Source organism: Streptomyces sp. NPDC005402, assembly GCF_040606575.1.
Taxonomy (GTDB): Bacteria; Actinomycetota; Actinomycetes; order Streptomycetales; family Streptomycetaceae; genus Streptomyces.
Map to the genome: position 1 here is coordinate 243,397 of NZ_JBEXFB010000009.1, position 21,631 is coordinate 265,027.

General features: G+C 72.0%; 21 protein-coding genes and 1 pseudogene. 11 read left to right on the forward strand and 11 right to left on the reverse strand.

The window, feature by feature from the left end; translation table 11 throughout:
- Nucleotide 1: 1 nt before the first annotated feature.
- A complete protein-coding gene (locus ABZT02_RS19875) occupies nt 2–1,108 on the reverse strand; it encodes an NAD(P)-dependent alcohol dehydrogenase (protein WP_356019259.1) in 1,107 nt (368 codons plus the stop codon).
- A gap of 23 nt (nt 1,109–1,131) precedes the next feature.
- Nucleotides 1,132–2,586, reverse strand: a complete 1,455-nt coding sequence (locus ABZT02_RS19880) for an aldehyde dehydrogenase family protein (protein WP_356019260.1) — start codon at nt 2,584–2,586, stop codon at nt 1,132–1,134.
- Between the two features lie 103 nt (nt 2,587–2,689).
- Between ABZT02_RS19880 and ABZT02_RS19885 the strand changes: the two genes are divergently transcribed.
- The gene (locus ABZT02_RS19885; protein ID WP_356019261.1) at nt 2,690–3,127 is read left to right on the forward strand and encodes a MarR family transcriptional regulator; all 438 of its coding nucleotides are present in this window, start codon (nt 2,690–2,692) and stop codon (nt 3,125–3,127) included.
- 169 nt (nt 3,128–3,296) lie between these two features.
- The gene (locus ABZT02_RS19890; RefSeq protein ID WP_356019262.1) at nt 3,297–3,677 is read left to right on the forward strand and encodes an anti-sigma factor antagonist; all 381 of its coding nucleotides are present in this window, start codon (nt 3,297–3,299) and stop codon (nt 3,675–3,677) included.
- Here ABZT02_RS19890 and ABZT02_RS19895 read toward each other — a convergent pair.
- Nucleotides 3,672–4,631 (reverse strand): ribose-phosphate pyrophosphokinase, encoded by a 960-nt coding sequence (locus tag ABZT02_RS19895; protein ID WP_356019263.1) that lies wholly within the window; start codon nt 4,629–4,631, stop codon nt 3,672–3,674. The genes ABZT02_RS19890 and ABZT02_RS19895 overlap by 6 nt on opposite strands.
- 219 nt (nt 4,632–4,850) lie before the next feature.
- Between ABZT02_RS19895 and otr(A) the strand changes: the two genes are divergently transcribed.
- Nucleotides 4,851–6,695 (forward strand): tetracycline resistance ribosomal protection protein Otr(A), encoded by a 1,845-nt coding sequence (otr(A), locus tag ABZT02_RS19900; RefSeq protein ID WP_356019264.1) that lies wholly within the window; start codon nt 4,851–4,853, stop codon nt 6,693–6,695.
- A gap of 6 nt (nt 6,696–6,701) precedes the next feature.
- Here otr(A) and ABZT02_RS19905 read toward each other — a convergent pair whose 3' ends face one another.
- A complete protein-coding gene (locus tag ABZT02_RS19905) occupies nt 6,702–7,895 on the reverse strand; it encodes a cytochrome P450 (protein ID WP_356019265.1) in 1,194 nt (397 codons plus the stop codon).
- A gap of 150 nt (nt 7,896–8,045) precedes the next feature.
- Between ABZT02_RS19905 and ABZT02_RS19910 the strand changes: the two genes are divergently transcribed.
- Complete coding sequence (locus ABZT02_RS19910; RefSeq protein ID WP_007386567.1) at nt 8,046–8,708, forward strand: DUF4230 domain-containing protein; 663 nt, start codon at nt 8,046–8,048, stop codon at nt 8,706–8,708.
- Here the strand turns inward: ABZT02_RS19910 and ABZT02_RS19915 are convergent.
- A pseudogene (locus tag ABZT02_RS19915) lies at nt 8,709–8,907 on the reverse strand (NADH-quinone oxidoreductase subunit D); the annotation flags it as partial. It abuts the gene before it with no gap.
- Nucleotides 8,908–9,330: 423 nt separating this feature from the next.
- Here ABZT02_RS19915 and ABZT02_RS19920 point away from each other — a divergent pair.
- Together ABZT02_RS19920 and ABZT02_RS19925 are read left to right on the forward strand one after the other, a co-directional pair.
- Nucleotides 9,331–9,879, forward strand: coding sequence for a VanZ family protein (locus tag ABZT02_RS19920; RefSeq protein WP_356019266.1), 549 nt, complete (start codon nt 9,331–9,333; stop codon nt 9,877–9,879).
- Between the two features lie 112 nt (nt 9,880–9,991).
- Complete coding sequence (locus ABZT02_RS19925; protein WP_356019267.1) at nt 9,992–11,212, forward strand: family 16 glycosylhydrolase; 1,221 nt, start codon at nt 9,992–9,994, stop codon at nt 11,210–11,212.
- Between the two features lie 9 nt (nt 11,213–11,221).
- On the opposite strand, the gene ABZT02_RS19930 is transcribed toward ABZT02_RS19925, so the two are convergent.
- Entirely contained in the window at nt 11,222–11,458 is a 237-nt protein-coding gene (locus ABZT02_RS19930) for a hypothetical protein (RefSeq protein ID WP_356019268.1), read from the reverse strand.
- A 343-nt stretch (nt 11,459–11,801) separates the two neighbouring features.
- The gene (locus ABZT02_RS19935) at nt 11,802–12,611 is read right to left on the reverse strand and encodes an SDR family oxidoreductase (RefSeq protein ID WP_356019269.1); all 810 of its coding nucleotides are present in this window, start codon (nt 12,609–12,611) and stop codon (nt 11,802–11,804) included.
- Nucleotides 12,612–12,777: 166 nt separating this feature from the next.
- Between ABZT02_RS19935 and ABZT02_RS19940 the strand changes: the two genes are divergently transcribed.
- The 4 genes from ABZT02_RS19940 (at nt 12,778) to ABZT02_RS19955 (ending at nt 16,984) form a co-directional block, all read left to right on the forward strand.
- Nucleotides 12,778–13,815, forward strand: coding sequence for a PHP domain-containing protein (locus ABZT02_RS19940; protein WP_356019270.1), 1,038 nt, complete (start codon nt 12,778–12,780; stop codon nt 13,813–13,815).
- Between the two features lie 38 nt (nt 13,816–13,853).
- A complete protein-coding gene (locus ABZT02_RS19945; protein WP_356019271.1) occupies nt 13,854–14,510 on the forward strand; it encodes an HAD family hydrolase in 657 nt (218 codons plus the stop codon).
- Nucleotides 14,511–14,539: 29 nt separating this feature from the next.
- Entirely contained in the window at nt 14,540–15,709 is a 1,170-nt protein-coding gene (locus ABZT02_RS19950; RefSeq protein WP_356019272.1) for an aromatic acid exporter family protein, read from the forward strand.
- A gap of 315 nt (nt 15,710–16,024) precedes the next feature.
- A complete protein-coding gene (locus ABZT02_RS19955; protein ID WP_356019273.1) occupies nt 16,025–16,984 on the forward strand; it encodes an SDR family NAD(P)-dependent oxidoreductase in 960 nt (319 codons plus the stop codon).
- Nucleotides 16,985–17,122: 138 nt separating this feature from the next.
- Here ABZT02_RS19955 and ABZT02_RS19960 read toward each other — a convergent pair whose 3' ends face one another.
- Nucleotides 17,123–17,779, reverse strand: coding sequence for a M15 family metallopeptidase (locus ABZT02_RS19960; protein ID WP_356019274.1), 657 nt, complete (start codon nt 17,777–17,779; stop codon nt 17,123–17,125).
- 104 nt (nt 17,780–17,883) lie between these two features.
- On the opposite strand from ABZT02_RS19960, the gene ABZT02_RS19965 reads away from it, so the two are divergent.
- A complete protein-coding gene (locus tag ABZT02_RS19965; protein WP_356019275.1) occupies nt 17,884–18,912 on the forward strand; it encodes an SDR family oxidoreductase in 1,029 nt (342 codons plus the stop codon).
- A 20-nt stretch (nt 18,913–18,932) separates the two neighbouring features.
- On the opposite strand, the gene ABZT02_RS19970 is transcribed toward ABZT02_RS19965, so the two are convergent.
- The 3 genes from ABZT02_RS19970 to ABZT02_RS19980 form a co-directional block, all read right to left on the reverse strand.
- Nucleotides 18,933–19,175, reverse strand: coding sequence for a hypothetical protein (locus ABZT02_RS19970; protein ID WP_356019276.1), 243 nt, complete (start codon nt 19,173–19,175; stop codon nt 18,933–18,935).
- Nucleotides 19,176–19,236: 61 nt separating this feature from the next.
- Complete coding sequence (locus ABZT02_RS19975) at nt 19,237–20,517, reverse strand: ROK family transcriptional regulator (RefSeq protein WP_356019277.1); 1,281 nt, start codon at nt 20,515–20,517, stop codon at nt 19,237–19,239.
- A gap of 6 nt (nt 20,518–20,523) precedes the next feature.
- The gene (locus ABZT02_RS19980) at nt 20,524–21,567 is read right to left on the reverse strand and encodes an aminoglycoside phosphotransferase family protein (protein ID WP_356019278.1); all 1,044 of its coding nucleotides are present in this window, start codon (nt 21,565–21,567) and stop codon (nt 20,524–20,526) included.
- Between the last annotated feature and the right edge of the window lie 64 nt (nt 21,568–21,631).

Below are 21,631 nucleotides of genomic sequence, written 5' to 3' on the forward strand. Positions count from 1 at the left end.
GTCAGAACGTCAGCACGGGCTTGATCGCCTTGCCCGCGCCCATGTCCCGTACCGCCTGGTCGATGTCCGCGAACGGATAGGTGCTGATCAGGCGGTGCAGCGGGAGCCGCCCGTCCTTCACCAGACGGACCAGGGCGGGGATGAAGCTCTGCGTCTCGGCGTCGCCAAGGGTGAGGCCGACGACCCGCTTGCCACCGAGGAGGCCGTTGACGTCGAGGGAGACCTCGGTGCCGAACGGCGGGGCGCCGACGACGACCAGCGTGCCGCGCGCGCCGAGCGCGTCGACGCCCTGGCGCAGCACGCCGACGTTGCCCGTGGTCTCCACGATGCCGTCCGCGCCCTGCCCGCCGGTGATCGCGGCGAGCGCCTCACCGAGGTCCTCCTCGCCGGCGTTGACGGTGTGAGTGGCGCCCAACTCCTTGGCCAGCTCGAGGCGTTCACCCACGCGGTCGACGGCGACGATCGTCGTGGCCGGGGTGAGGGCGGCGGCCATGACCGCGGACAGGCCGACGGCTCCGGCACCGAGCACGACGATCGTGGACCCGGTGACCGGCTTCAGTACGTTCCACACGGCGCCCACGCCGGTCTGCACACCGCAGCCCAGCGGGGCGATGGACTCCAGCGGCACGTCCGCATCGACCTTGACGAGGCTGCGCTCGTCGACCAGGGCGCGCTCGGCGAAGGAGGACTGGCCGAAGAAGTGCCCGCCGAGCGGCTCACCGTCCCGGCTGATGGTGCTGGTGCCGTCGGCCCGGCGGCCGCCGATGAGGTTCAGCGGCAGCCAGGTGGCGCAGTACGCGGGGTGACCGCCGTCGCAGTTGCGGCAGTCACCACAGGACGTGAAGGACAGTACGACGTGGTCGCCGGGAGCCACGCCGGTGACGGCGGAGCCGACGGCCTCGACGACTCCGGCACCTTCGTGCCCGAGGACTCCGGGCAGCGGGAAGGGCAGTCCGCCGCTCGCCACGCCGAGGTCGGTGTGGCACAGGCCGGTCGCGACCATCCGGACGACCGCCTCTCGGGGTCCGGGCTCGTCGAGAGTGACGTCGGACAGGGTGAAGGGCGCGCCGCCGGACTCGACGACCGCGGCACGGGTGGTGAGGGACATCGCGGGAACTCCTAGGAAGGCGCTCAGTCGAGCGAGACGACGACGGACTTGACCTTGGTGTAGGCGTCGAGCGCCTCGGGGCCGTACTCGCGGCCGTAGCCGGAGTCCTTGACCCCGCCGAAGGGAACCGCGGGGTCGAGCATCGCCCAGTCGTTGACCCAGACGATGCCCGCCTGGAGACGGTCGGCGACCCGGTGCGCACGGGCGAGGTTGGTCGTCTGGACGCCCGAAGCCAGGCCGTACGGTGTGGAGTTGGCGAGGGCCACGGCCTCGTCCTCGGTGTCGAAGGGCTGCACGGTCAGGACCGGACCGAAGATCTCCTCCTGCACGACCCGGGAGTCGTTGGAGAGGTCGGCGATCACGGTCGGCTTGTAGTAGAAGCCGCCGTCGAGATCGAGGCGCTCACCGCCGCAGACGATCCGGCCGCCTTCCTTGCGGGCCAGGTCGACGTACTCCTCGACCTTCTTCAGGTGCTTCTCCCCCGCCATCGGACCGACGACGGTCCCGGGGTCGCGCGGGTCGCCGACCGGCACACCGGGCACGGCGTCGGCGAGGATGCCGAGCAGGGTGCTGTGGACCGAGCGGGCCACGAGCAGGCGCGGGCCGCCCATGCAGAACTGACCGGTGTTGAAGACGAATGCCTTGATGATCGCGCCGACCGCCTTCTCCAGGTCGGCGTCCTCGAAGACGATGTTGGCCGCGTTGCCGCCGAGCTCCATGGTGACGGGCTTGAGGGCCTCGCCCGCGGTGGCCGCCACATGCCGGCCGATCGCGGTGGAACCGGTGAAGGCGACCTTGTTCACCCCGCGGTGGCGCAGCAGGGCCTCGCCGGCCACCGGCCCGGTGCCGGTGACGACGTTGACGACGCCGTCCGGCACTCCTGCCCGCTGGAGCAGTCCGGCCATGTAGAGGGCGCTGAGCGGGGTCTCGTCGGCCGGCTTGTGCACGACCGTGTTGCCGGCGGCGAGCGCGGGGCCGATCTTGGAACCGGCGAGGATCAACGGGAAGTTGAAGGGGGTGATCGCGGCGACCACGCCGAGCGGCTCGCGCTTGGTGTACGCGAGGGCGTTCATGGGCGTGTTCCGGACGGAGCCGTCCAGGGAGTGGGCGAGGGCCGCGAAGTGCTCGTAGTCGTTCGCCGCGTTGGTCACGTCCACGGCGTGGCACAACGAGATCGGCTTGCCGACGTCCAGGCTCTCCAGCTGGGCCAGTTCGTCCGCGTTCTCGCGGATCAGCTCGGCGACGCGGTGCAGGATCCGGCCCCGCTCGCGACCGCTGAGACCGGACCAGGCGCCGTCGTCGAAGGCCTCCCGGGCGGCGCGGACGGCCGCGTCCACGTCCGTGGCGCCGGCCTCCGCGACAGTGGTGACGACCGCGCCCCTGGACGGGTCGAGGACCTCGGTGCGCGCGCCGTCCGCGGCCTCGCGCCACTGGCCGCCCACAAACAGCCGTCCGGGTTCGATCTCGATGGGGGACATCGCCGCTCCTCAGCTTCGTCGCCAAGATTTCAACCAACAGGATTCCTGTTGGTCCGCAGTCTCTTCACAGACAGGTTTCCTGTCAATGCTCTAGCCTGAACCCATGCTCGACACACAGGTGACCAAGGCGCCCCCGTCGCTCCTCTACATGGTGAAACAGGTGGAGCTCGTCGTCCGTTCCCATCTGGACGAGCTGGTCAGACCGTCCGGGATCACCGCTCTGCAGTACACGGCCCTCACGGTCCTCGAGCGGCACGACGGGCTGTCGGCGGCCCAACTGGCCCGGGACTCCTTCGTCACCGCCCAGTCGATCGCCGATCTCGTGCGCTCCCTGGAGAACCGTGGACTGGTGCGCCGGGAGCGCAATCCGAAGAACCGCCGCGAGCTGCTGATCCTGCTCACCGAGGAGGGGCGCGCGCTGCTCGCACAGCACGAGGGCCCGGTGCGGGAACTGGAGGAGCGGATGGTGCGGGACCTCACCGCCCACCAGACCGAGCAGTTCCGTCAAGCGCTGACCACGGCCTGGCACGCCCTGTCGTGAGCCGGGCGCGAGCCCCGCGTGAACCCGGCGCGAACCGCCGGTCGCAATTCGAAGACATATGTCAATCGAACATGCTCAAATTCCTTCCATCGAGGGTAACTTGCAGGGCGGGGGAGGAAGTGCGCGCACCCCATGCCCCCCACAGGAGCCGGTTGGAGGCGATGTTGTCGTGCAGCAGGAACCTGCGCCGCTGTCCCGGCATCTGCGCGTCCACGAGGACCGTGGTCACACCGTGCTGGAGTTCCGGGGGGAGATCGACATCGCCGCGACCGTCGAGCTCCTCCCCCATCTGGACCGGGTCACCGGGCAACCCGACGCGCGGCTGGTGATCGACCTCCGAGCCGTGGAGTTCTTCGACTGCTCCGGGCTGCGGCTGCTGTACCGGGCCCGCTCACGAGTGCTCGACAACAACGGCAGCCTGCTCCTGGTCTGCACGCACCCGCTCACCCTGCGGATCATCCGGGTCACCGGCCTGGCCCGGCTGCTGCCCCCGCAGCCGTCGCTGGACGCGGCCCTGGGCCACCCCGAGGCCACGTCCGGGACGTTATGACCCTTCGCCTCGGGGCGCGTCGAACAGGGCGCTGACGGACTCGCCGTTGTGAATGCGCCGTACGGCCTCGGCGAGCGCGGGAGCGATGGACAGGATCCGCAGCTTGTCGGTGCGCTCCTCGGCGGGGACCGGCACGGTGTTCGTGCACACGATCTCCAGTACGTCGGGCTGCTCCCCGATCCTCTTGAGAGCACCGTCGGCGAACAGTCCGTGCGTGCACGCGACCCGTATGGAGCGCGGGCCCAACTCCCTCAGCCGGTCGAGCAGTTCCAGGACCGTGCTGCCCTTGGCGATCTCGTCGTCCAGCACGATGACGTCCCGTCCGGCGACCTCACCGATCACGTCGCTGATGCTGACCCGGTCGTCGGCGAACCGCTGCTTGGCGCCGGCGGCCACCTGGGCGCCGATCAGCCGGGCGAAGGCGGCCGCCTCCTTGGCGTTGCCGAGGTCCGGGGAGACCACGGTGGTGCGGGTCAGGTCGTACTGCCGGAAGTGCGCGGCCAGCTCACGCAGGGCGTGCAGATGGTCGACGGGCACCGAGAAGAAGCCGTGCACCTGCGGGGAGTGCAGGGTCATGGCGAGGACACGGCTCGCTCCGGCCGACACCATCAGGTCCGCGACGAGGCGTCCGCCGAGCGAGATACGGGGCGCGTCCTTCTTGTCGGAGCGGGCGTAGGAGTAGTGCGGCATGACGACGGTGATCCGGCGCGCGGAGGCACCCCGGGCCGCGTCGCACATCAGCAGGAGCTCCACCAGATGCTCCTGGACCGGCCTGACCAGCGGCTGGACGAGGAAGACGTCCCGTTCCCGGCAATTGGCCTGGAGCTGGACCTCCAGACAGTCGTTGGCGAACCGGCTGACCCGGGTGGGGCTGAGCGGCACCCCCAGATGCGCGCAGACCTCCGCCGCCAGCTCGGGGTGGGCGCTACCGCTGAACACGGCGATGTCTCGCACGGACCTGCTCCTCGGATGATCATCTCGGTTGCCGGGCTCATGCTACTGGCCCGCCCGTCGGCCATCCGGCCGCCGAAAATTCGGTTGCGGTGCCCCGGTCGGCGGACGCCATCATGGCCACGACCGAGTTCCCTCACGTCAGGATCCCTCGCATGCGCCGACTCCTCGAATCGACCCAGTGCCCCCTTCGGCCCACGGTTCTCGAGGACGCGACCCCGTATGCACACCCTGAACATCGGAATTCTGGCCCACGTCGACGCCGGTAAGACCAGCCTCACCGAGCGGCTGCTGTTCGACCACGGCGCGATCGACCGGCTCGGCAGCGTCGACACCGGTGACACCCGCACCGACGACGGCGCGATCGAACGGCAGCGCGGCATCACCATCCGCTCCGCGGTCGCCTCGTTCACCGTCGGCGACACCCGGATCAACCTCATCGACACCCCCGGGCACTCGGACTTCATCGCCGAGGTCGAGCGCGCCCTGGAGGTCCTCGACGGGGCGGTACTGCTGCTGTCCGCCGTGGAGGGCGTACAGGCACAGACCCGTGTGCTGATGCGGACCCTGCGCAGGCTACGGCTGCCCACGCTGATCTTCGTCAACAAGATCGACCGGGCGGGGGCCCGCGACGAGAACCTGCTCGCCGACATCCGGCGCCGGCTCACGCCGTACGTCGCCCCGCTCACGAAGGTGAGGGGCATCGGCACGCCCGACGCCGGGGTGGCCGCCCCGACCATGGACGGCCGGCTGGCCGAGGCTCTCGCCGAGGTCGACCCCGACATGCTGGCGGCGGTCGTGGACGGTCCCGCGCCCACCCCGGACGACCTGCGCAGGACGCTGGCCGCCCGCACGGCCGACGGCTCCTTCCACCCGCTGTTCCACGGCTCGGCGCTCGGCGGTCAGGGCATCGCCGTCCTCGTCGAGGGCGTGACCCGGCTGATCCCGCCCGCATCCGCGACACGCGACGGCGAGCCACGCGGCACGGTGTTCGCCGTACGCCCCGGGCCAGGCGGCGAGCGCGTCGCACATCTGCGGCTGTACGACGGCGAGGTGACCGATCGTCAGCGCCTCACGTTCCTCAGGCGCGAGGCCGACGGCGTGACCAGCCGGATCTCCGGGCGGGTGACCCACCTCAGTGGTCCTCTCACCGCCGGGAACATCGCGTCGCTGACGTTCTCCCCCGGCCTCCGCGTGGGCGACCGCCTCGGCGAACTCACGGACCGCGCACCGCAGTTCGCTCCTCCGACCCTTGAGACCCTGGTCACCGCGCGCGACCCCCGTCAGGCGGCCCGGCTGCGCTCGGCCCTGCTGACCCTCGCCGACCAGGACCCCCTGATCCACGCGCGCCCGGCGGCCGCGGGCGCCACCTCGCTGCTCCTCTACGGCGAGGTCCAGATGGAGGTGCTCGGCGCGACCCTCGCCCAGGACTTCGGTGTCGAGGCGGACTTCGAGCCGGGCCGGGTGCGGTACCTGGAGCGTCCGCGCGGCACGGGGGAAGCGGGCGAGGAGAATCCCTGGCATCTCGGAACCCGCTACTGGGCGACGATCGGGCTGCGGGTCGAGCCGGGCGAGCGCGGCTCCGGTGGCGTCTTCGCGTACGAGACCGAACTCGGCGCGCTGCCCCGGGCGTTCCATCAGGCCATCGAGGAGACGGTCCACGCGAGCATGCGCACCGGTCTGACCGGCGCGACCGTGACCGACTACCGGGTCACCCTCGTCCGCTCCGGATTCGTCGCACCCCTCAGCACGGCCGCCGACTTCCGCGGGCTCACGCCGATCGTGCTGCGCCGGGCGCTGGAGCGGGCGGGAACGCGCCTGTTCGAGCCCTGTCACGCGTTCGAGGTGGAGGTACCGCTGGACGCGCTGGCTCCGGTGACGGCGCACCTTGGTTCGGCGGGAGCCGAGTTCACGGGCACGTCGGGTGGGAACGCGGCCTGGGTGATCACGGGCGAGCTTCCGGCGCGACGGGTGCGTGAGGTGGAACTGCGCCTGCCCGGACTCACGCACGGTGAGGGGGTGTGGTGGTCCAGGCCCTCGGGCGACCGTGAACTCAAGGCCCACTAGGAGTGCTCACCAGGACACCGGCAGCCGCCGCGGCCCCCGTGTCATCTGCCCCTCCCGCCACTCGATCGTCTCCGGCGTGAACTCGGCCCGCAGCCCCGGGAACCGGACCGCCAGCCGGTGCAGTGCCAACCCCAGCTCCAGGCGGGCCAGCCACGCGCCCAGGCAGTGGTGGGGTCCGGCGCCGAAGACCACGCTGGGGGTGGTGAGAGGGGCGAACAGGTCGGTCTCACCGGGCTGCGGAAAGACCTCGGGATCCCTGTTCGCCGCGTTGGTCTGGACGGCGACCACGGCCCCCGCCGGGATCGTCACCCCGCCGACCTCGACGTCCTCGACGGCCCGGCGGATCAGTCCGGGCAGCACCCTGCCCTCGCTCAACGGAATCGTGCGCAGCAGCTGTTCGACGGCGGTCTCGGCCGCCTCCTGGCTCTCGGCGAGACCGGGCCAGGCCTGCCGTCCGTCGGTGAGGAGGTGGACGACGATGTTGCCGAGGGCCGTCATCGTCGTCTCGTGTCCGGCGACGACCAGGCCCAGGACCAGGACGACCAGGCGCGGCTCCTCGATCCCGAGGCCGTCGCCGGCGACGACCAGGGCGCTCACCAGGTCGTCACCCGGCTCCTTGCGCCGCTCGGCGACCAGTTCCGCGCAGAAGCGGCCGAACTCCCGCATGGCCGCGCCGACTTCCTCGGCGGTGTGCGCCCCGCCGGACAGGGCGTGGTCGGCCCAGTCACGGATGCGCTCCCAGTCGGCGTGTTCCAGCCCCATCAGCCGGGAGATCACCGAGACCGGCAGGCGGCGGGTGAACCCCTCCACGATGTCGGCGGGCTGCGGCTGCCGGGCCAGGTCGTCGAGGAGGGTCTCCACCACGGAGGCGGTCCAGGGCCGCCAGCGGGCGATCGCGCGCGGGGTGAAGGCCCGCTGGACGGTTCCCCGCAGCAGTTGGTGGGGCGGCCCGTCCTGGTTGAGGAGGCCGTCCGGGGAGTCCAGCAGGTTCGGGACGACGAGCAGCGGCGGGGCGTCCGCTTCCTGGAGGGACTTTCTGTTGAAGCGGGGGTCCATGAGTACCTGGCGCACGTCGGCGTAGCGGGTGACGAGCCACACCGGGGTGCCGGTGGCCAGGGCGGTGAGCCGGGGCGGTCCGTTCTCGGGCAGGGGGATACGGTGCATGGGACGAAGGGTCCGGGACGTGCTGTCTGTGCTCATCCGGGTCTCCAGACACGCCGGTACGCGGAGTTCTCCACGCTAGTGCGCCCGCTGTGTCCCGTCAGTGTCCCAATCAGCCAACAAGACGGTCCCGCAGGGCTTTTGGGGGCCGTCCGTGGGCATCCGTGCAGTAGGAAGGAGGGCCGTCGCATGACGACTCCCATCAGGCGCGTGTCCAGGCGCATGCCCGGCTGGGCGAAGATACTGACCGCCGTCGTGGTGGTGCTCGTGGTGTTCTTCGCCGGGATCCGGTTCAGTGTGCTCCCTGGCCTCAAGGACCTGTTCGGCACGGAGACCCACGACCGTACGGGTCCCGCACTTCTGGAGTCCATCCAGGACATCAGCCGTTACGACGCCGCCTCCGGCAATTTCCAGGTCGTCGTGGACCTGGAGAAGGACACGAAATTCCTGCCCGACGCGATCCGCGGCTCCCGCACCCTTTATGTCGGGGCGGGCGCCGTCGACGCCTATGTCGACCTCGGCAAGGTCGCCAAGAACGACGTGACGGTCAACGAGGACCGCACGGCCGCCACCCTCCATCTGCCGCACGCCCAGCTCGGCAAGGCCACGCTGGACGCCGACCGCTCCTACGCGGTCTCCAAGCAGCGCGGTCTGCTCGACCGGCTCGGCGACTTCTTCTCCGACAACCCCAACAGCGAACAGGCCGTGCAGAAACTGGCGGTGAAGCACATCACCGAGGCGGCGAAGGAGAGCGAGCTGACCAAGCGGGCCGAGACCAACACCACCAACATGCTGAAGGGCCTGCTGAACTCCCTCGGCTTCAAGAAGGTCGAGGTCACCTACGGCACCTGATCAGCCGCCCAGCATGCCCGGCAGGGTGAGGGCGCCGAGCACGGTGGTGCCGACCAGCACCCACGTCACGTAGTCGCCCACGTGCCCGGCCCGGTGCGGCGAACGGCTTCGGGCGGGTGACGGCGAGGTGGGCGAGGACCCCGGCCGGCAGGGTCGAGACCAGGCCCAGCAGGACTCCGGCCGGGGTCCAGTGCACGGAGGCCTGAAGGGGCCGTACGGCAGCACGGTGTTGGCGAGGAAGGCCGTACCGCCGAGGTTCTGTGCCACCACCCGGCGCCTGAGCGGTCCGGTGGCGACGCCCGGGACGGTGGCGCTCACTCCCCCACCGAGGGTGAGGGCCGCCGCGAGGATCCAGCCGTCCGGTCACGGCGAGCGCGGCCCACCAGGCGAGGAGCGTCGTACGCCCGTTCATGCGCCACCTCCTCGCGACCGCGGCCGGAAATGTCCATCGCGCGCCATCCGAACACCGGCCCGAGGGCGTGAAGGGGCGACGCCCGCGGTACTCAGCCCAGAGGGCCCCGACCGTACGAAGGAAAACCGCGGGCGTGTTGGCGCGCAGCGGCATTCTCGGTTCGTTCGGGGGTAATCGCCTGACGACACAGGGAAGTTGAAGGAGGACCTAATGGCCTGGGCGCCCTCACGTTCGCGAGCGGGGTCAGACACCGGCACCGCCAGGACCGAGCGCGCGGCGAAACCCGCCCGCCCCCGGCGAGATCCACTCTCCCTCGTCGTCCGTTTCGTGGCGATGGTGTTCGCGTTCGCGTTCATGGTGGCGTTCGCGGTCGTGCTGGCCCGGCTGACCCTTGAACCGTCGCCCGCGTCGGTGGATCTGACACACACCAACCTGCACCCCGGCGACTCTCTCAAGGCGTATCTCGACCAGCCCGAGATGCGGGACGCCTTCAAGCAGATCGGCGGGAACATCGTGCTGGGCATCCCGTTCGGCGTCCTGGTTCCGATCATCGCCCCGAAGACGCGTGGGCTGCTGCGGATCCTGCTGCTGACGGCCGTGGTGATGCTGCTGGTCGAGTTCGCGCAGGGTGCGCTGGTGGAGGGGCGGGCCTTCGACATCGACGACGTCATCCTCAACACGACCGGTGCCCTGATCGGCTATCTGCTGCTGGGTCGGCGGCTGAGCCGGGCCGTGCACAAGCCGGCGAAGAAGGCGTAAGGGGTCCGGACCTCGCTCAACTTCTGGTCCGTACCAAAGTATTGACTGCCCCTTAACTCACTCCTTAAATCAAGAGGCGACACCTTCACCCCCCCACCTCGAAGGAAGAGCCGTGGCCGCCTCACGCCTGCTGCGCGAATGTCTCCTCGCCGCCCTGTCGTCCGTCCTCCTCGTCTCCGGCACCGCGCACGCGGATCCGCCCGCCGTCTCCGCCGCCGCGGTGACGTTCTCCGACACCTTCGACGGGCCCGCCGGAGCCGCGGTCGACTCCTCGAAGTGGCAGATCGAGACCGGCGACAACGTCAACAACCACGAGCGGCAGTACTACACCTCGGGCAACAAGAACGCCGCCCTCGACGGCCAGGGCCATCTGGTGATCACGGCCCGGAAGGAGAACCCGGCCAACTACCAGTGCTGGTACGGCACCTGCCAGTACACCTCGGCCCGGCTGAACACCTCCGGGAAGTTCACCGCGCAGTACGGCCACGTCGAGGCGCGGATGAAGATCCCGCGCGGGCAGGGCATGTGGCCCGCGTTCTGGATGCTGGGCACGCCCGTCAACTGGCCGGACTCCGGCGAGATCGACGTCATGGAGAACGTCGGCTTCGAGCCCTCGACCGTGCACGGCACCATCCACGGCCCCGGCTACTCCGGCTCGGGCGGCATCGGCGCCGGCTACTCCCTGCCGAACGGCCAGGCCTTCGCGGACGCCTTCCACACCTTCGCCGTCGACTGGGCGCCCGACTCGATCACCTGGTCCGTGGACGGGACCGTCTACCAGCGGCGCACCCCCGCCGACCTGGGCGGCCGCACCTGGGTGTTCAACAAGCCGTTCTTCCTGATCCTGAACCTCGCGGTCGGCGGCTACTGGCCCGGCGACCCGGACGGCTCCACGGCCTTCCCCCAGCAGCTCGTGGTGGACCACGTCTCGGTGACCACCGGCGACACGGCCGGCGGGACGGCGATCCGGGGCCTGGCGGGCAAGTGCGTGGACGTGGCGGGGGCGAACCCCGCGAACGGGACCGCCGTACAGCTCTACGACTGCAACGGCACCGCCGCCCAGCAGTGGACCGTCGGCTCGGACGGCACGATCCGCGCGCTCGGCAAGTGCCTGGACGCGACAGGCGGCGGCACCGCGGACGGGACGGCCGTCCAGCTCTACGACTGCAACGGCTCCGGGGCCCAGCGGTGGGCCGTCACGGGCGCACGCGACATCGTCAACCCGCAGGCCGGCAAGTGCCTCGACGTGACCGGCAACAACGCGGCCAACGGCACCCGGCTGCAACTGTGGACCTGCACCGGCGGCGCCAACCAGAAGTGGACGGTCGGCTGAGCCGGTGGGTCAGTGCCGGGTCCAGGTGAACTTGTCGCCGCCCACCCAGCGGACCACGTCCGGGTCGTCCAGGTCGTGGACCGTGATGCCGAAGGCGGCGGCCGCCTCCAGGACGTCGGTGACGGCCCTCGCCTCGCCGACCACCTCCCCGTCGATCTCCACGATCCGGAACGGCGGTGTGGTCGGCTGGACCCCGAGCACGATGATCCGCGGCTGGGCGATGTACGGGCTCGCGATTTCGGTCATGGAACGAGCGTAGAACGCATCCCACGGGAGGGAGAGGCGGGCGCCGTCATCCGCCGAGCAGGCTGAGGACCGCCGCACACCGCGGGCGTGTTGCCCAGGTGGTGCCGACCTCGCGCACGGTCCGGGCCGTCTGTCCGCCAGCGGGCGGTCCAGAGGGCCCGAGCCTCCTCAGCTGTGCCGGCCGGCGCGGCCAGGACTGTGGCGTGCCAGGGGCGGGAGTCCTTGAGGGTGACGCCGGTTCCGGACAGCCGGCGCAGCGCCTCGTCTCATGCGCGGCCCGCCATCGCCTCGTCCACCCTGGGTCCGTGCCTGACCGGTCGGCGCTCGTCCGGTCGCCCCTTGTTCAGGGCCGACGCCATGCGTCGTCGCCGAGGTGCGAGCCGGCCTGGGGGCCCATGCGGAGCATTCCGCCGTCGACACTCCAGGACGCGCCGGTGACGTACGTGGCCTCGGGGCCGGCCAGGAAGGCGATCACGGCGGCGACCTCGCGGGCGTCACCCGGGCGGCCGAGCGGGACACCGGGACGGTCCTGGGTGTGGACGTCGGTGTCCTCCTGGCCGGTCATCGGGGTGGCGATCTCGCCGGGGGCGACCGCGTTGACGGTGATGCCGTGCTCGGCGAGTTCCAGGGCCATGACCTGGGTGAGCAGTCCCAGGCCGCCCTTGGCCGCGCAGTACGGGGCCGCGCCGACCCGGGGCTGGTGCTCGTGGACGGAGGTCACGTTGACGATCCGGCCGCCGGAGCCCTGCCGGATCATGTGCCGGGCGGCCCGCTGTCCGCACAGGAAGGGACCGACCAGATCGACGTCGAGGACCTCGCGGACGGTGTCGAGCTCCAGGTCGAGGAAGGGCGTCATGGTGCCGGTGCCCGAGTTGTTGACCAGGACGTCGAGCCGGCCGAGCCGGTCGCACAGCTCGTCGACGGTGTCGGCGGCTGCGGGCAGCCGGGTGAGGTCCATCTGTGCCACCGCGGCGCGCCGTCCGTGGGCGCGGACCTCCTCCGCGGTCTCCTCGGCTCCCTTGCGGTCGCTGTGCCAGGTGATGCCGATGTCCATCCCCGCACGGGCCAGCCGGACGGCGGTGGCCCGGCCGATGCCGGAGTCGGCTCCGGTGATCACGGCCACCTTGCTGTGGGGTGCGGTGGGGGCGGACATCTCGGCCTCCTCGGGGGCGGGGGGGGGCGTCGGGGCGACGAGCCGGACGCCTGGCGTCCGGGGTACCTCCGACGAGGCATCGCAGTACCCGGCGGCGAACCCGACAAACCGCCCGCCCGTCGTGCGGCCCCCGGGCGCCTGGGGAACTCTGGAGGTGGAGGTGGCCATGGATCCCGTCGAGGCCCTGGAACGGATCGCCTTCCTGCTGGAGCGGTCCCTGGCACCGACGTACCGCGTCCGTGCCTTCCGTACGGCGGCCCGGGTGCTGACCGAGCTGCCCGCGGACGAGGTGCGCGAGCGCGCGGAGGCCGGGTCGCTGGAGTCGCTCAAGGGCATCGGCCCGAAGACGGCCCAGGTGGTGCGCGAGGCGCTGACCGGAGGTGTGCCCGGCTACCTGGAGAAGCTGGAGGCGGAGTCCACCGCGCCCCGGGACCGGGCCGGCGAGGAGCTGCGGGCACTCCTGCGCGGCGACTGCCATCTGCACTCCGACTGGTCGGACGGCGGCAGCCCGATCGAGGAGATGGGCCGCACCGCGGCGGAGCTCGGCCACGAGTGGGCGGTGCTGACCGACCACTCGCCGCGGCTGACCGTGGCCCGGGGGCTGTCCCCCGACCGGCTGCGGGAGCAGCTGGACGTGGTGGCGGCGCTGAACGAGACCTGGGCGCCGTTCCGGCTGCTCACCGGCATCGAGTGCGACATCCTCGACGACGGCTCCCTGGACCAGGAACCCGAGCTTCTGGACCGCCTCGACGTCGTGGTCGTGTCCGTGCACTCCAAGCTGCGCATGGACGCCCGCCCGATGACCCGGCGCATGGTGGCCGCCGTACGGAATCCGCACGCGAACGTCCTCGGCCACTGCACGGGGCGGCTGGTGACCGGACGTGGGCGGCCCGAGTCGCAGTTCGACGCGGACGAGGTGTTCGCCGCGTGCGCCGAGTCGGGCACGGCGGTGGAGATCAACAGCCGCCCCGAGCGCCTCGACCCGCCCCGTCGGCTGCTGCGCGAGGCCGTCGACGCGGGCGTGCTGTTCTCCGTCGACACCGACGCGCACGCGCCCGGCCAGCTCGACTGGCAGGTCCTCGGGTGCGCGCGGGCTCAGGAGTGCGGGGTGCCGGCCGAACGGATCGTGACCACCTGGGATCTCGGGGAGCTGCTGGCCTGGTCCCGGAAAGGGCGGGTGCCGGCCCGAGTGGCGGGCACCTGACGTGGTACTCGTGCGATCCGACAGAAAAGGAGCGGTTCATGGAACGGGCGGCAGTGTTCGACGTCGACGGCACCCTCGTCGACACCAACCACCTGCATGTGACGACCTGGTGGGAGGCTCTCCGGCAGGCGGGCCACCGGGTGCCGATGCACGCCGTCCACCGGGCGATCGGGCTCGGCTCCGACGACCTCGTCGCCCATCTGCTCGGCGACGACCGCGACAAGGACCAGGACGCCGAACTCAGCGCCGCCCACAAGGCGCTGTACGGGCAGTACTTCGACCGGCTGCCGGCGCTCCAGGACGCGGGCCGGCTGCTGCGGCATCTCGACCATGAGGGCTGGCGGGTCGTCCTCGCCACCTCGGCGGGCGGGGCGGAACTGTCCGCGCTGCGCCGGGCGATCGATGCGGACGACGCGATCCTGGCCACCGCGAGCGCCGACGACGTCGAGGAGGGCAAGCCCGCCCCCGAGCCCGTCGAGCACGCGCTGGAGCTGGCCGGGGTGCCCGCCGAGCGCGCGGTCTTCGTCGGCGACACCGTCTGGGACATGCAGGCCGGCAGCCGGGCGGGCGTGCGCTGCGTCGGTGTCCTGTGCGGCGGCATCCCGCGCGCCGACCTGGAGAAGGCGGGCGCGCAGGCCATCTACGACGACCCGGCCCACCTGCTGGCGTCCCTTGCGGACAGTCCCCTGGCATGACCTGCCCGACGGCACGGAACCCACAGCGGATGACTGGTGTGACACAAGCTCTCCTCCGACAGCCCCGTCCGACGCATGCCCTGCGGCAGGAGGCCGGTGCCGTGGGCCGGGCCGCCCGCGCCGCCTGCCGTGGGCCGGGGCGGGAGCGCGACCTGCTCGTGCAGTCGGTGAAGGCCTCGGTCGCCGCGATCCTCGCCTGGCTCGTGGCGGGCGTGTGGATGGGCGATCCGATGGCCCTGATGGCGCCCTGGGTGGCGGTGGTGCTGATGCAGGCCACGGTGTACAGCTCGCTGATGCAGGCCGTGCGGCAGCTGGCGGCGATCTGCTGCGGGGCCGTGCTGGCGTCGGTGGCGCTGGCCGTCACCGGCAGCACACTGGGCGCCGTGGCCCTGTCCGTGCCGCTGCTGGTGCTCCTCGCGAACTGGCCGCGCTTCGGCGACCAGGGGATCTACGGCGCGACGACCGCGCTGTTCACCCTCGCCACCAGCTCCGCCGAAGCGTCCGCCGTCGGCCACCGGGTGGGGCAGGCAGCGCTCGGCGCGGTCATCGGTCTCGCCGTCAACGCGTTCGTGTTTCCGCCGATCCATCTGCGGGACGTGCGGGAGAACCTCGCCGCGCTGGCCCGGGAGGCGGGCGACACCCTGCACACCGTGGCCGGTGACCTGCGGGACGGCGAGTGGGACACCCAGGGCTGGTCGCATGCCTCGGCCAGGCTGGAACGCCGGCTGGAGGCGCTGCGGTCCGCCCGCGGCTGGAGCCGGGAGAGCCTGCGCCTGACCGCCGCCCCGCTGCGTGCCGTACGCCGGCCACCGGCGTCGCTCCCGCCGGATCAGGACGACGAGCGCTGGAGCCGGGTCACCGGGCACATCCGCGCGCTGACCCGGACCCTGGCCGTGGCCGCCGACGACAACCGCGCTCCGGTCCCGCCTGCGGGACCGGTGCTGGACTCGTACGCCGATCTCCTGCAGCTGATCGGTGACGCCTGCCACGCGGAGAGCGACCGGCTGCTGGCGGCCGGCGGCGAGGGCCACCCGGACGACCACGCCGAGTCGGCGATGCGGGAGCTGCGCGGGCAGCTTCAGGACGGGCTGCGGGAGCACGCCGAACAGGGCGCCGAGGGCACGACCGTGCTGGGGACCTTGCTGCTGCAGGCCGAGAACCTGTGGAGCGAGACCGTTCCGACCGGTCGGAACGGGTGACACAGCTCACCTCGAAACGCCCCGAGCGACGGAACACCACAGGGTCGTTGCCCGTTGAACAGATCGTGGGTATGGATGGGACAGTGTCCCCGGGCCTCACCTTTTGCCCACAGGGACGATCGTTCGGCTGAAGCCCTGTGGAGCCTTTCGCCGAGAGGCGACCGCCATCCATACCCACCACTTGACCGCCCCGACCGTGATTCCCCCGTCCGGTCGGGGCTTCCTTTTGTCCGCGACCGAGCGACGCCGCGCCCCGGGACGCCCGGGTGGTGTCGGCTTGACTTCGAGCGCACTCCAATTCGTAGCGTTCCCGTCATGAGCACTGCACAGCACAAGATCGGTTCGGGGTTCGGCGCCCACAGCACGGCCGACGACGTCCTCGCGGACGTCGATCTGTCCGGCAAGCTCGCGATCGTCACCGGCGGCTACTCGGGGCTCGGTCTGGAGACCACCCGGGCGCTCACGAAGGCGGGCGCCCGGGTCGTCGTCCCGGCCCGGCGTCCCGACACCGCCTGGAAGGCCCTGGCCGGCCTGGAGGGCGTGGAGCTGGACGAACTCGACCTCGGTGACCTGGAGAGCGTGCGCGCCTTCGCCGAGCGCTTCCTCGACTCGGGCCGCACGGTCGACTTCGTCATCGACAGCGCCGGGATCATGGCCTGCCCGGAGACCCGCGTCGGGCCGGGCTGGGAGGCGCAGTTCGCCACCAACCACCTCGGTCACTTCGCGCTGGTCAACCGGCTGTGGCCGGCCATCGAGCCCGGCGGCGCCCGCGTGGTCTCGGTGTCCTCGCGCGCCCACCACTTCTCCGGCATGCGCTGGGACGACGTCCACTGGCGGACCGGCTACGACAAGTGGCAGGCCTACGGCCAGGCCAAGACGGCGAACGTCCTGTTCGCCGTCCACCTCGACAAGCTCGGCGCCGACCGCGGGGTGCGGGCCTTCTCGCTCCACCCGGGCGGCATTCTCACCCCGTTGCAGCGCCACCTCCCCAAGGCGGAGATGGTGGAGCGCGGCTGGATCGACGAGCAGGGCAACGTGCTCAACCCCTCGGGCTTCAAGAGCCCTGAGCAGGGGGCGGCCACCCAGGTGTGGGCGGCGACCTCGCCCCAGCTGGCCGGGATGGGCGGCGTCTACCTGGAGGACTGCGACATCGCCGAGCCCGCCGACGACGGCGACCAGAGCGGCGGTGTCCGGGCCTGGGCGACCGACCCGGTGCAGGCGGAGCGCCTGTGGACGCTGTCGGCGGAGCTCACGGGCGTGAACGCGTTCGCCTGACACCGCGGGCGTGCCGGCGACGGACGCCTGGGGCGGCCTCGCGGGTGAGTCGGCGCACAGGACCCGGGGCCCGGTACGGGCCGGCCGCCCCCGGGTCCCGGGGCACCTCCCGGCACGGCCCACGCCGACTCCCCCGCCCTACCGCCCGTCCAGTTCCTTCGCCCCGTACAGGGCGGCGGGCGCCCCCGTCTGCAGGGCCCAGTAGCGGTCCCCGTACGACCAGTGCCACCACTCGGTCGGGTAGTTGACCAGGTCCACCGCGCTCAGCGCCGCGCCCAGCACGGCCCGGTTGGCCGTGGCCTCCTCGGTGATGTTGCCGGCGCCCGTGTAGCAGGCGCCGTCGCTCTCCTCGGGGTTGGCGTTCATGGCGGTGCCCAGGTCGAGTTCGCGGCCGTCGGCGTCGGCGAGGGTGAGGTCGACGGCCGCCCCGGCGCTGTGCGGGGCTATCTCGGGCGGGGAGACATAGCGGCTGGCCGCGGTGTGGATCCGGTCCGCGGACCAGTGGGGGTGGGCGGCGCGCAGTGCGCCGGCGTACTTCTCGAAGTAGTGCCGCTGGAGCGCGGGCGGGCGGTATCCCTCCACGAAGAGCAGACGCAGACCGTCGGGCAGCAGGGCCTGAGCCCGGAGCAGCCGGTCGAGGACACCCTGGCGCAGATGGACCTCGGCGCCCAGGGAGTCCTCGTGCTTGCGGTCGTCGACGCGGAGGTGGGCGCGGACGTCCACCAGGGGTTCGCCGCTCTCCTCGACGGGGACGGCGGCGACGCGGGCGTCGGACATCAGGATGATCTCGCTCATGGGGAGATCATGTCGTGGCCGCGGACCGTGCCGAGCACCGCGTGCTTCCCCGGGGGCCGGGTACTCGGGCGGTTCCCCGCCCCAGCGGCCCGAAGGAGCCCAAGGTGAGCACTTCAACCGGCAGCAGGATCGTGGTCACGGGCGCCACCGGCAACGTGGGAACCAGCGTGGTGCGCCTTCTTTCGGAGGAGCCCGAGGTCGGCTCCGTACGGGGCCTGGCCCGGCGGATCCCGGACTGGTCGCCCGCGAGGACGGAGTGGTCCGCGGTCGACCTGTCATCGCAACGGACCGACCTGGCCGAGGAGTTCGCGGGCGCCGACGCGGTGGTCCATCTCGCGTGGGCGTTCCAGCCGACGCACGACCCGGCGGTGACCTGGCGCACCAACGTCCTCGGCTCGATCCGCGTGTTCGAGGCCGTCGCCGCGGCCAAGGTGCCCACCCTGGTGCACGCGTCGTCCGTGGGGGCCTACTCCCCGGGCCCGAAGGAGCACGCGGTGGACGAGTCGTGGCCGACACACGGCTGGCCGGACGCCGCGTACTGCCGGGAGAAGGCGTATCTGGAGCGCGCCCTGGACACCTTCGAGCGCGACCACCCGGCCGTGCGGGTCGTACGGATGCGTCCGGCGTTCCTCTTCAAGCGGGAGTCGGCGAGCGAGCAGCGCCGCATCTTCGGCGGCCGTTTCCTGCCCGGTCAGCTGGCCCGGCCCGACCTGCTGCCCTTCCTCCCCGACATTCCCGGTCTGCGGGTGCAGGCGCTGCACACCGACGACGCCGCCCGGGCCTACGCACTGGCGGTGCACTCGGACGCGCGGGGCGCCTTCAACCTGGCGGGCGAGCCGCCGGTCGACGCCGAGCTGCTGGGCGGGATGCTCGACGCCCGTCCCGTACGGCTGCCGCGCACCGCGGCCCGTTCGGCGATCGCGGCCGCCTGGGGTCTGCATCTGCTGCCCGCGTCCCCGCACCTGTTCGACGCGGTCCTGCGGCTGCCTCTGATGGACTGCACGCGTGCGCGTACGGCACTCGGCTGGCATCCGGAACACACCGCGACCGAGGTCCTGGCGGAGTTCCTGCACGGGATGCAGCAGGGTGCGGGGGCGCGGACGGAGCCGATGAAGGGCCGCAAGGTCGGCTGACCGGCCCGGGGGGCCAGGCGTCAGCCGGAGGACTCCTCGGCTCCCGGGTGCTCGGGGTGCACGGTGTCCGACCGCGGTGCCCCCTGCCGAGCGGTCCCCGCCTCGTCGGTGTCGGGGACGTCCTCCGGTTCGTCGGTGCCGGGCTCCCCGTCCGGGACGGTGGCGACCTCCCAGGGGTCATCGCCGTCGCCCGCCTGCTGGTCCGGCAGATCCCGCGGGACGGGATGACCGTTCTCGCCCGGTCCTTCGTTGCGGTGGTCCACGGCGCCCTCCGTTCGTGTTGATGGCGGGAGCGCGAGTACCTCCGCGCAGGTCGGCGAAACGTCAGTGCGGGGCGCGCTCCTCCAGGGCGGTCCGCCAGGCCGGTGCCGGTCCCTCGGGCACGGGCTCGGGGCGCCGGCCGCCGCGGGCGAAGAAGTCGGCGAGCGGGAGGATGGCCGCGCCGACGGTGACCGCGTCGGGCCCGAGACGGCCGAGGTCGACGGTCACCTTCTCGGCCGGGTACCTGAGCGCGTACGCCGACGCGTGCCGCCGTACGGCGGGCAGGAACCGTTCGCCGAGCTGGAGCCCGGCCCACCCGCCGACGACGATCCGCTCGGGCTGGAAGAGGTTGATCAGGTCGGACAGGCCGGCGCCCAGGTACTCGGCGGTCTCCTCCAGGACGGCGAGCGCCACGGGGTCGCCCGAGGTGCCGTCGGCCGGGTGGGCGGCGGCGAGCATGGCGGTCAGCGCGGTCTCCTCGTCGACCCCCTCGGGCGGCCGGCCGCCCTCCTCCCGCCAGCGTTCCAGCAGGGACTCGGCGCCCGCGTAGGCCTCCAGGCAGCCGAGGGCACCGCAGCGGCAGCGGCGGCCCCTGACCCGTACGGTCAGATGCCCCCATTCGACCGCCCGGCCGTGCTCCACCTCGGGCGTCACCAGACAGGCGCCGACGCCGGAGCCGAACAGGACCACGACGGCGCTGCGGGCACCGCGACCGCCGCCGAACCACATCTCGGCCTGGCCGAGGGTCTTGGCGCCGTTGTCGATGAAGTACCGGACGCTGCCGGGCAGCGGGGAGCCGGTGCGCAGCAGTGCCTCCAGCGGGACGGCGTCCCAGCCGATGGTCTGTCCGTGCACCACCGCCCCGCTCTCGGGAGTGTGCGCGACGATGCCGGGCACTCCGATGCCGACGCCGAGCAGCGCCTCGGGCTCGATCCCGGCACCGGCGAGCACCTCGGCGATGCCGTCACGGATGTGGCCGACGATGGCCTCGACGTCGTAGCTCCGCTGCGTCAACGGCCGTTCGGCGCGGGCGAGTTCGGTGAGGGTCAGGTCGAACAGCTCGACGCGCACCCGGGTCTCGCCGACGTCGACGCCGATCATGTGGCCGCTGCCGGGCGCCACCCGCAGCAGGGTGCGGGGGCGTCCGCCGTCGGACTCGACACTGCCGGCCTCTTCCAGCAGTCCGTCGGCCACCAGGTCGGCGACGACGTTGCTGACCGAGCCGGAGCTGAGCCCGGTGACCGGGCCGAGTTCGAAGCGGCTGAGGGGTCCGTCGAAGTAGAGGTGCCGCAGTACGGCCGTGCGGTTGGCGCGTCTGAGATCGCGTACGGTGCGTCCGCTCAAGGGTGTTCAGGCTCCTGTGACCCGGGCGAGGGCTTCGATCTCGTCCAGGGCGGCGACGAGTTCAGGTGCCACCGCCGACTGGACCCAGCGTTCTTTCTCGTCGTCGACCGCCCGTGGGACCGTCTCGGTGAGCATGATCAGGTAGAGGTAGGCGCGGTAGAGGGCCAGGCGCACCCGGGCCGACGCGTCGAACTCGGTCCGGCCGCCCGCCTCCCGGTAGCCCGCGAGGAACGCCTCGTCCTTCTTGATGTCCCCGAGCAGCGCGAGGGAGACGAAGTCGGCGAGGGGGTCGCCCCAGAACATCCGCTCCCCGTCGATGAGCCCGCCGACGCGGAGCTCGCCGTCTGCCGGGCGGTGCAGCAGGATGTTCCCGTCCCACAGGTCGAAGTGGACCAGCGCGGGGACCGTGACCTCGTCGAGGGCGGGGTAGCCGGCGCGCAGTGCGCTCGCCACCTGGTCGACGGAGCGGGGCAGCCGTGCTCCGTAGTCCCGGGCGTCGTCCAGGATGGCATCGATCATGGCCGTGAACGCGGTCCGCCAGTCGGGCGCGAGCGGGCCCAGGGCGCCGGAGGGGTAGCCGAAGCCCGGCCCGGTCACGGTGTGCAGCCGGGCCACCTGGCGGCCCAACTCCCTTCGCAGCGACGGCCGTTCGTCTTCGGTGACCGATCCGTCCCAGGGCTCGCCGGGACACGCGGTCATCAGCAGATGGGGTGCGGCGGTGTCCTCACCGAGGGCCACGACGTGCGGGGCGGCGACCTCGGCCACGGCGGCCGCGCGGTAGAACTCTGCCTCGGAGACCAGGAGTTCACGCTCGTAGCGCAGGCCGGGGACGGTGGGCGCGGGCGGGACCTTGAGGACGTACCGGGTGCCGTCGGTGAGGAGGAGTTCCTCGACGGAGTTGTACGTGCCGCCGCTCAGCGGCCGCAGCCCGGCGAGGAGGCCGGGGTCGAGACCCGCGCCCTCCAGCACCCGCCGGGCCCATTCCCAGGAGTCCACCAACGTCCCGCCCCCTTCTCCCTGCTCGGCACCCGTCCGGTCAGTGTCGAGCATGTGTTCCCGGAACAGAGTACGGAACGCGTCCCGCACACCGGGGGCCCTTCGTGATCAGTCTCCG

Excerpts from the sequence above, each read along its gene's own strand:
- ABZT02_RS19930 (WP_356019268.1), bottom strand. The coding sequence starts at position 11,458 with ATGACCGAAATCGCGAGCCCGTACATCGCCCAGCCGCGGATCATCGTG.
- ABZT02_RS19955 (WP_356019273.1), top strand. The coding sequence starts at position 16,025 with ATGAGCACTGCACAGCACAAGATCGGTTCGGGGTTCGGCGCCCACAGC.
- ABZT02_RS19940 (WP_356019270.1), top strand. The coding sequence starts at position 12,778 with ATGGATCCCGTCGAGGCCCTGGAACGGATCGCCTTCCTGCTGGAGCGG.
- ABZT02_RS19950 (WP_356019272.1), top strand. The coding sequence starts at position 14,540 with ATGACTGGTGTGACACAAGCTCTCCTCCGACAGCCCCGTCCGACGCAT.
- ABZT02_RS19880 (WP_356019260.1), bottom strand. The coding sequence starts at position 2,586 with ATGTCCCCCATCGAGATCGAACCCGGACGGCTGTTTGTGGGCGGCCAG.
- ABZT02_RS19960 (WP_356019274.1), bottom strand. The coding sequence starts at position 17,779 with ATGAGCGAGATCATCCTGATGTCCGACGCCCGCGTCGCCGCCGTCCCC.
- ABZT02_RS19885 (WP_356019261.1), top strand. The coding sequence starts at position 2,690 with ATGCTCGACACACAGGTGACCAAGGCGCCCCCGTCGCTCCTCTACATG.
- ABZT02_RS19980 (WP_356019278.1), bottom strand. The coding sequence starts at position 21,567 with ATGCTCGACACTGACCGGACGGGTGCCGAGCAGGGAGAAGGGGGCGGG.
- ABZT02_RS19875 (WP_356019259.1), bottom strand. The coding sequence starts at position 1,108 with ATGTCCCTCACCACCCGTGCCGCGGTCGTCGAGTCCGGCGGCGCGCCC.
- ABZT02_RS19945 (WP_356019271.1), top strand. The coding sequence starts at position 13,854 with ATGGAACGGGCGGCAGTGTTCGACGTCGACGGCACCCTCGTCGACACC.
- ABZT02_RS19910 (WP_007386567.1), top strand. The coding sequence starts at position 8,046 with ATGACGACTCCCATCAGGCGCGTGTCCAGGCGCATGCCCGGCTGGGCG.
- ABZT02_RS19905 (WP_356019265.1), bottom strand. The coding sequence starts at position 7,895 with ATGAGCACAGACAGCACGTCCCGGACCCTTCGTCCCATGCACCGTATC.
- ABZT02_RS19935 (WP_356019269.1), bottom strand. The coding sequence starts at position 12,611 with ATGTCCGCCCCCACCGCACCCCACAGCAAGGTGGCCGTGATCACCGGA.
- ABZT02_RS19920 (WP_356019266.1), top strand. The coding sequence starts at position 9,331 with ATGGCCTGGGCGCCCTCACGTTCGCGAGCGGGGTCAGACACCGGCACC.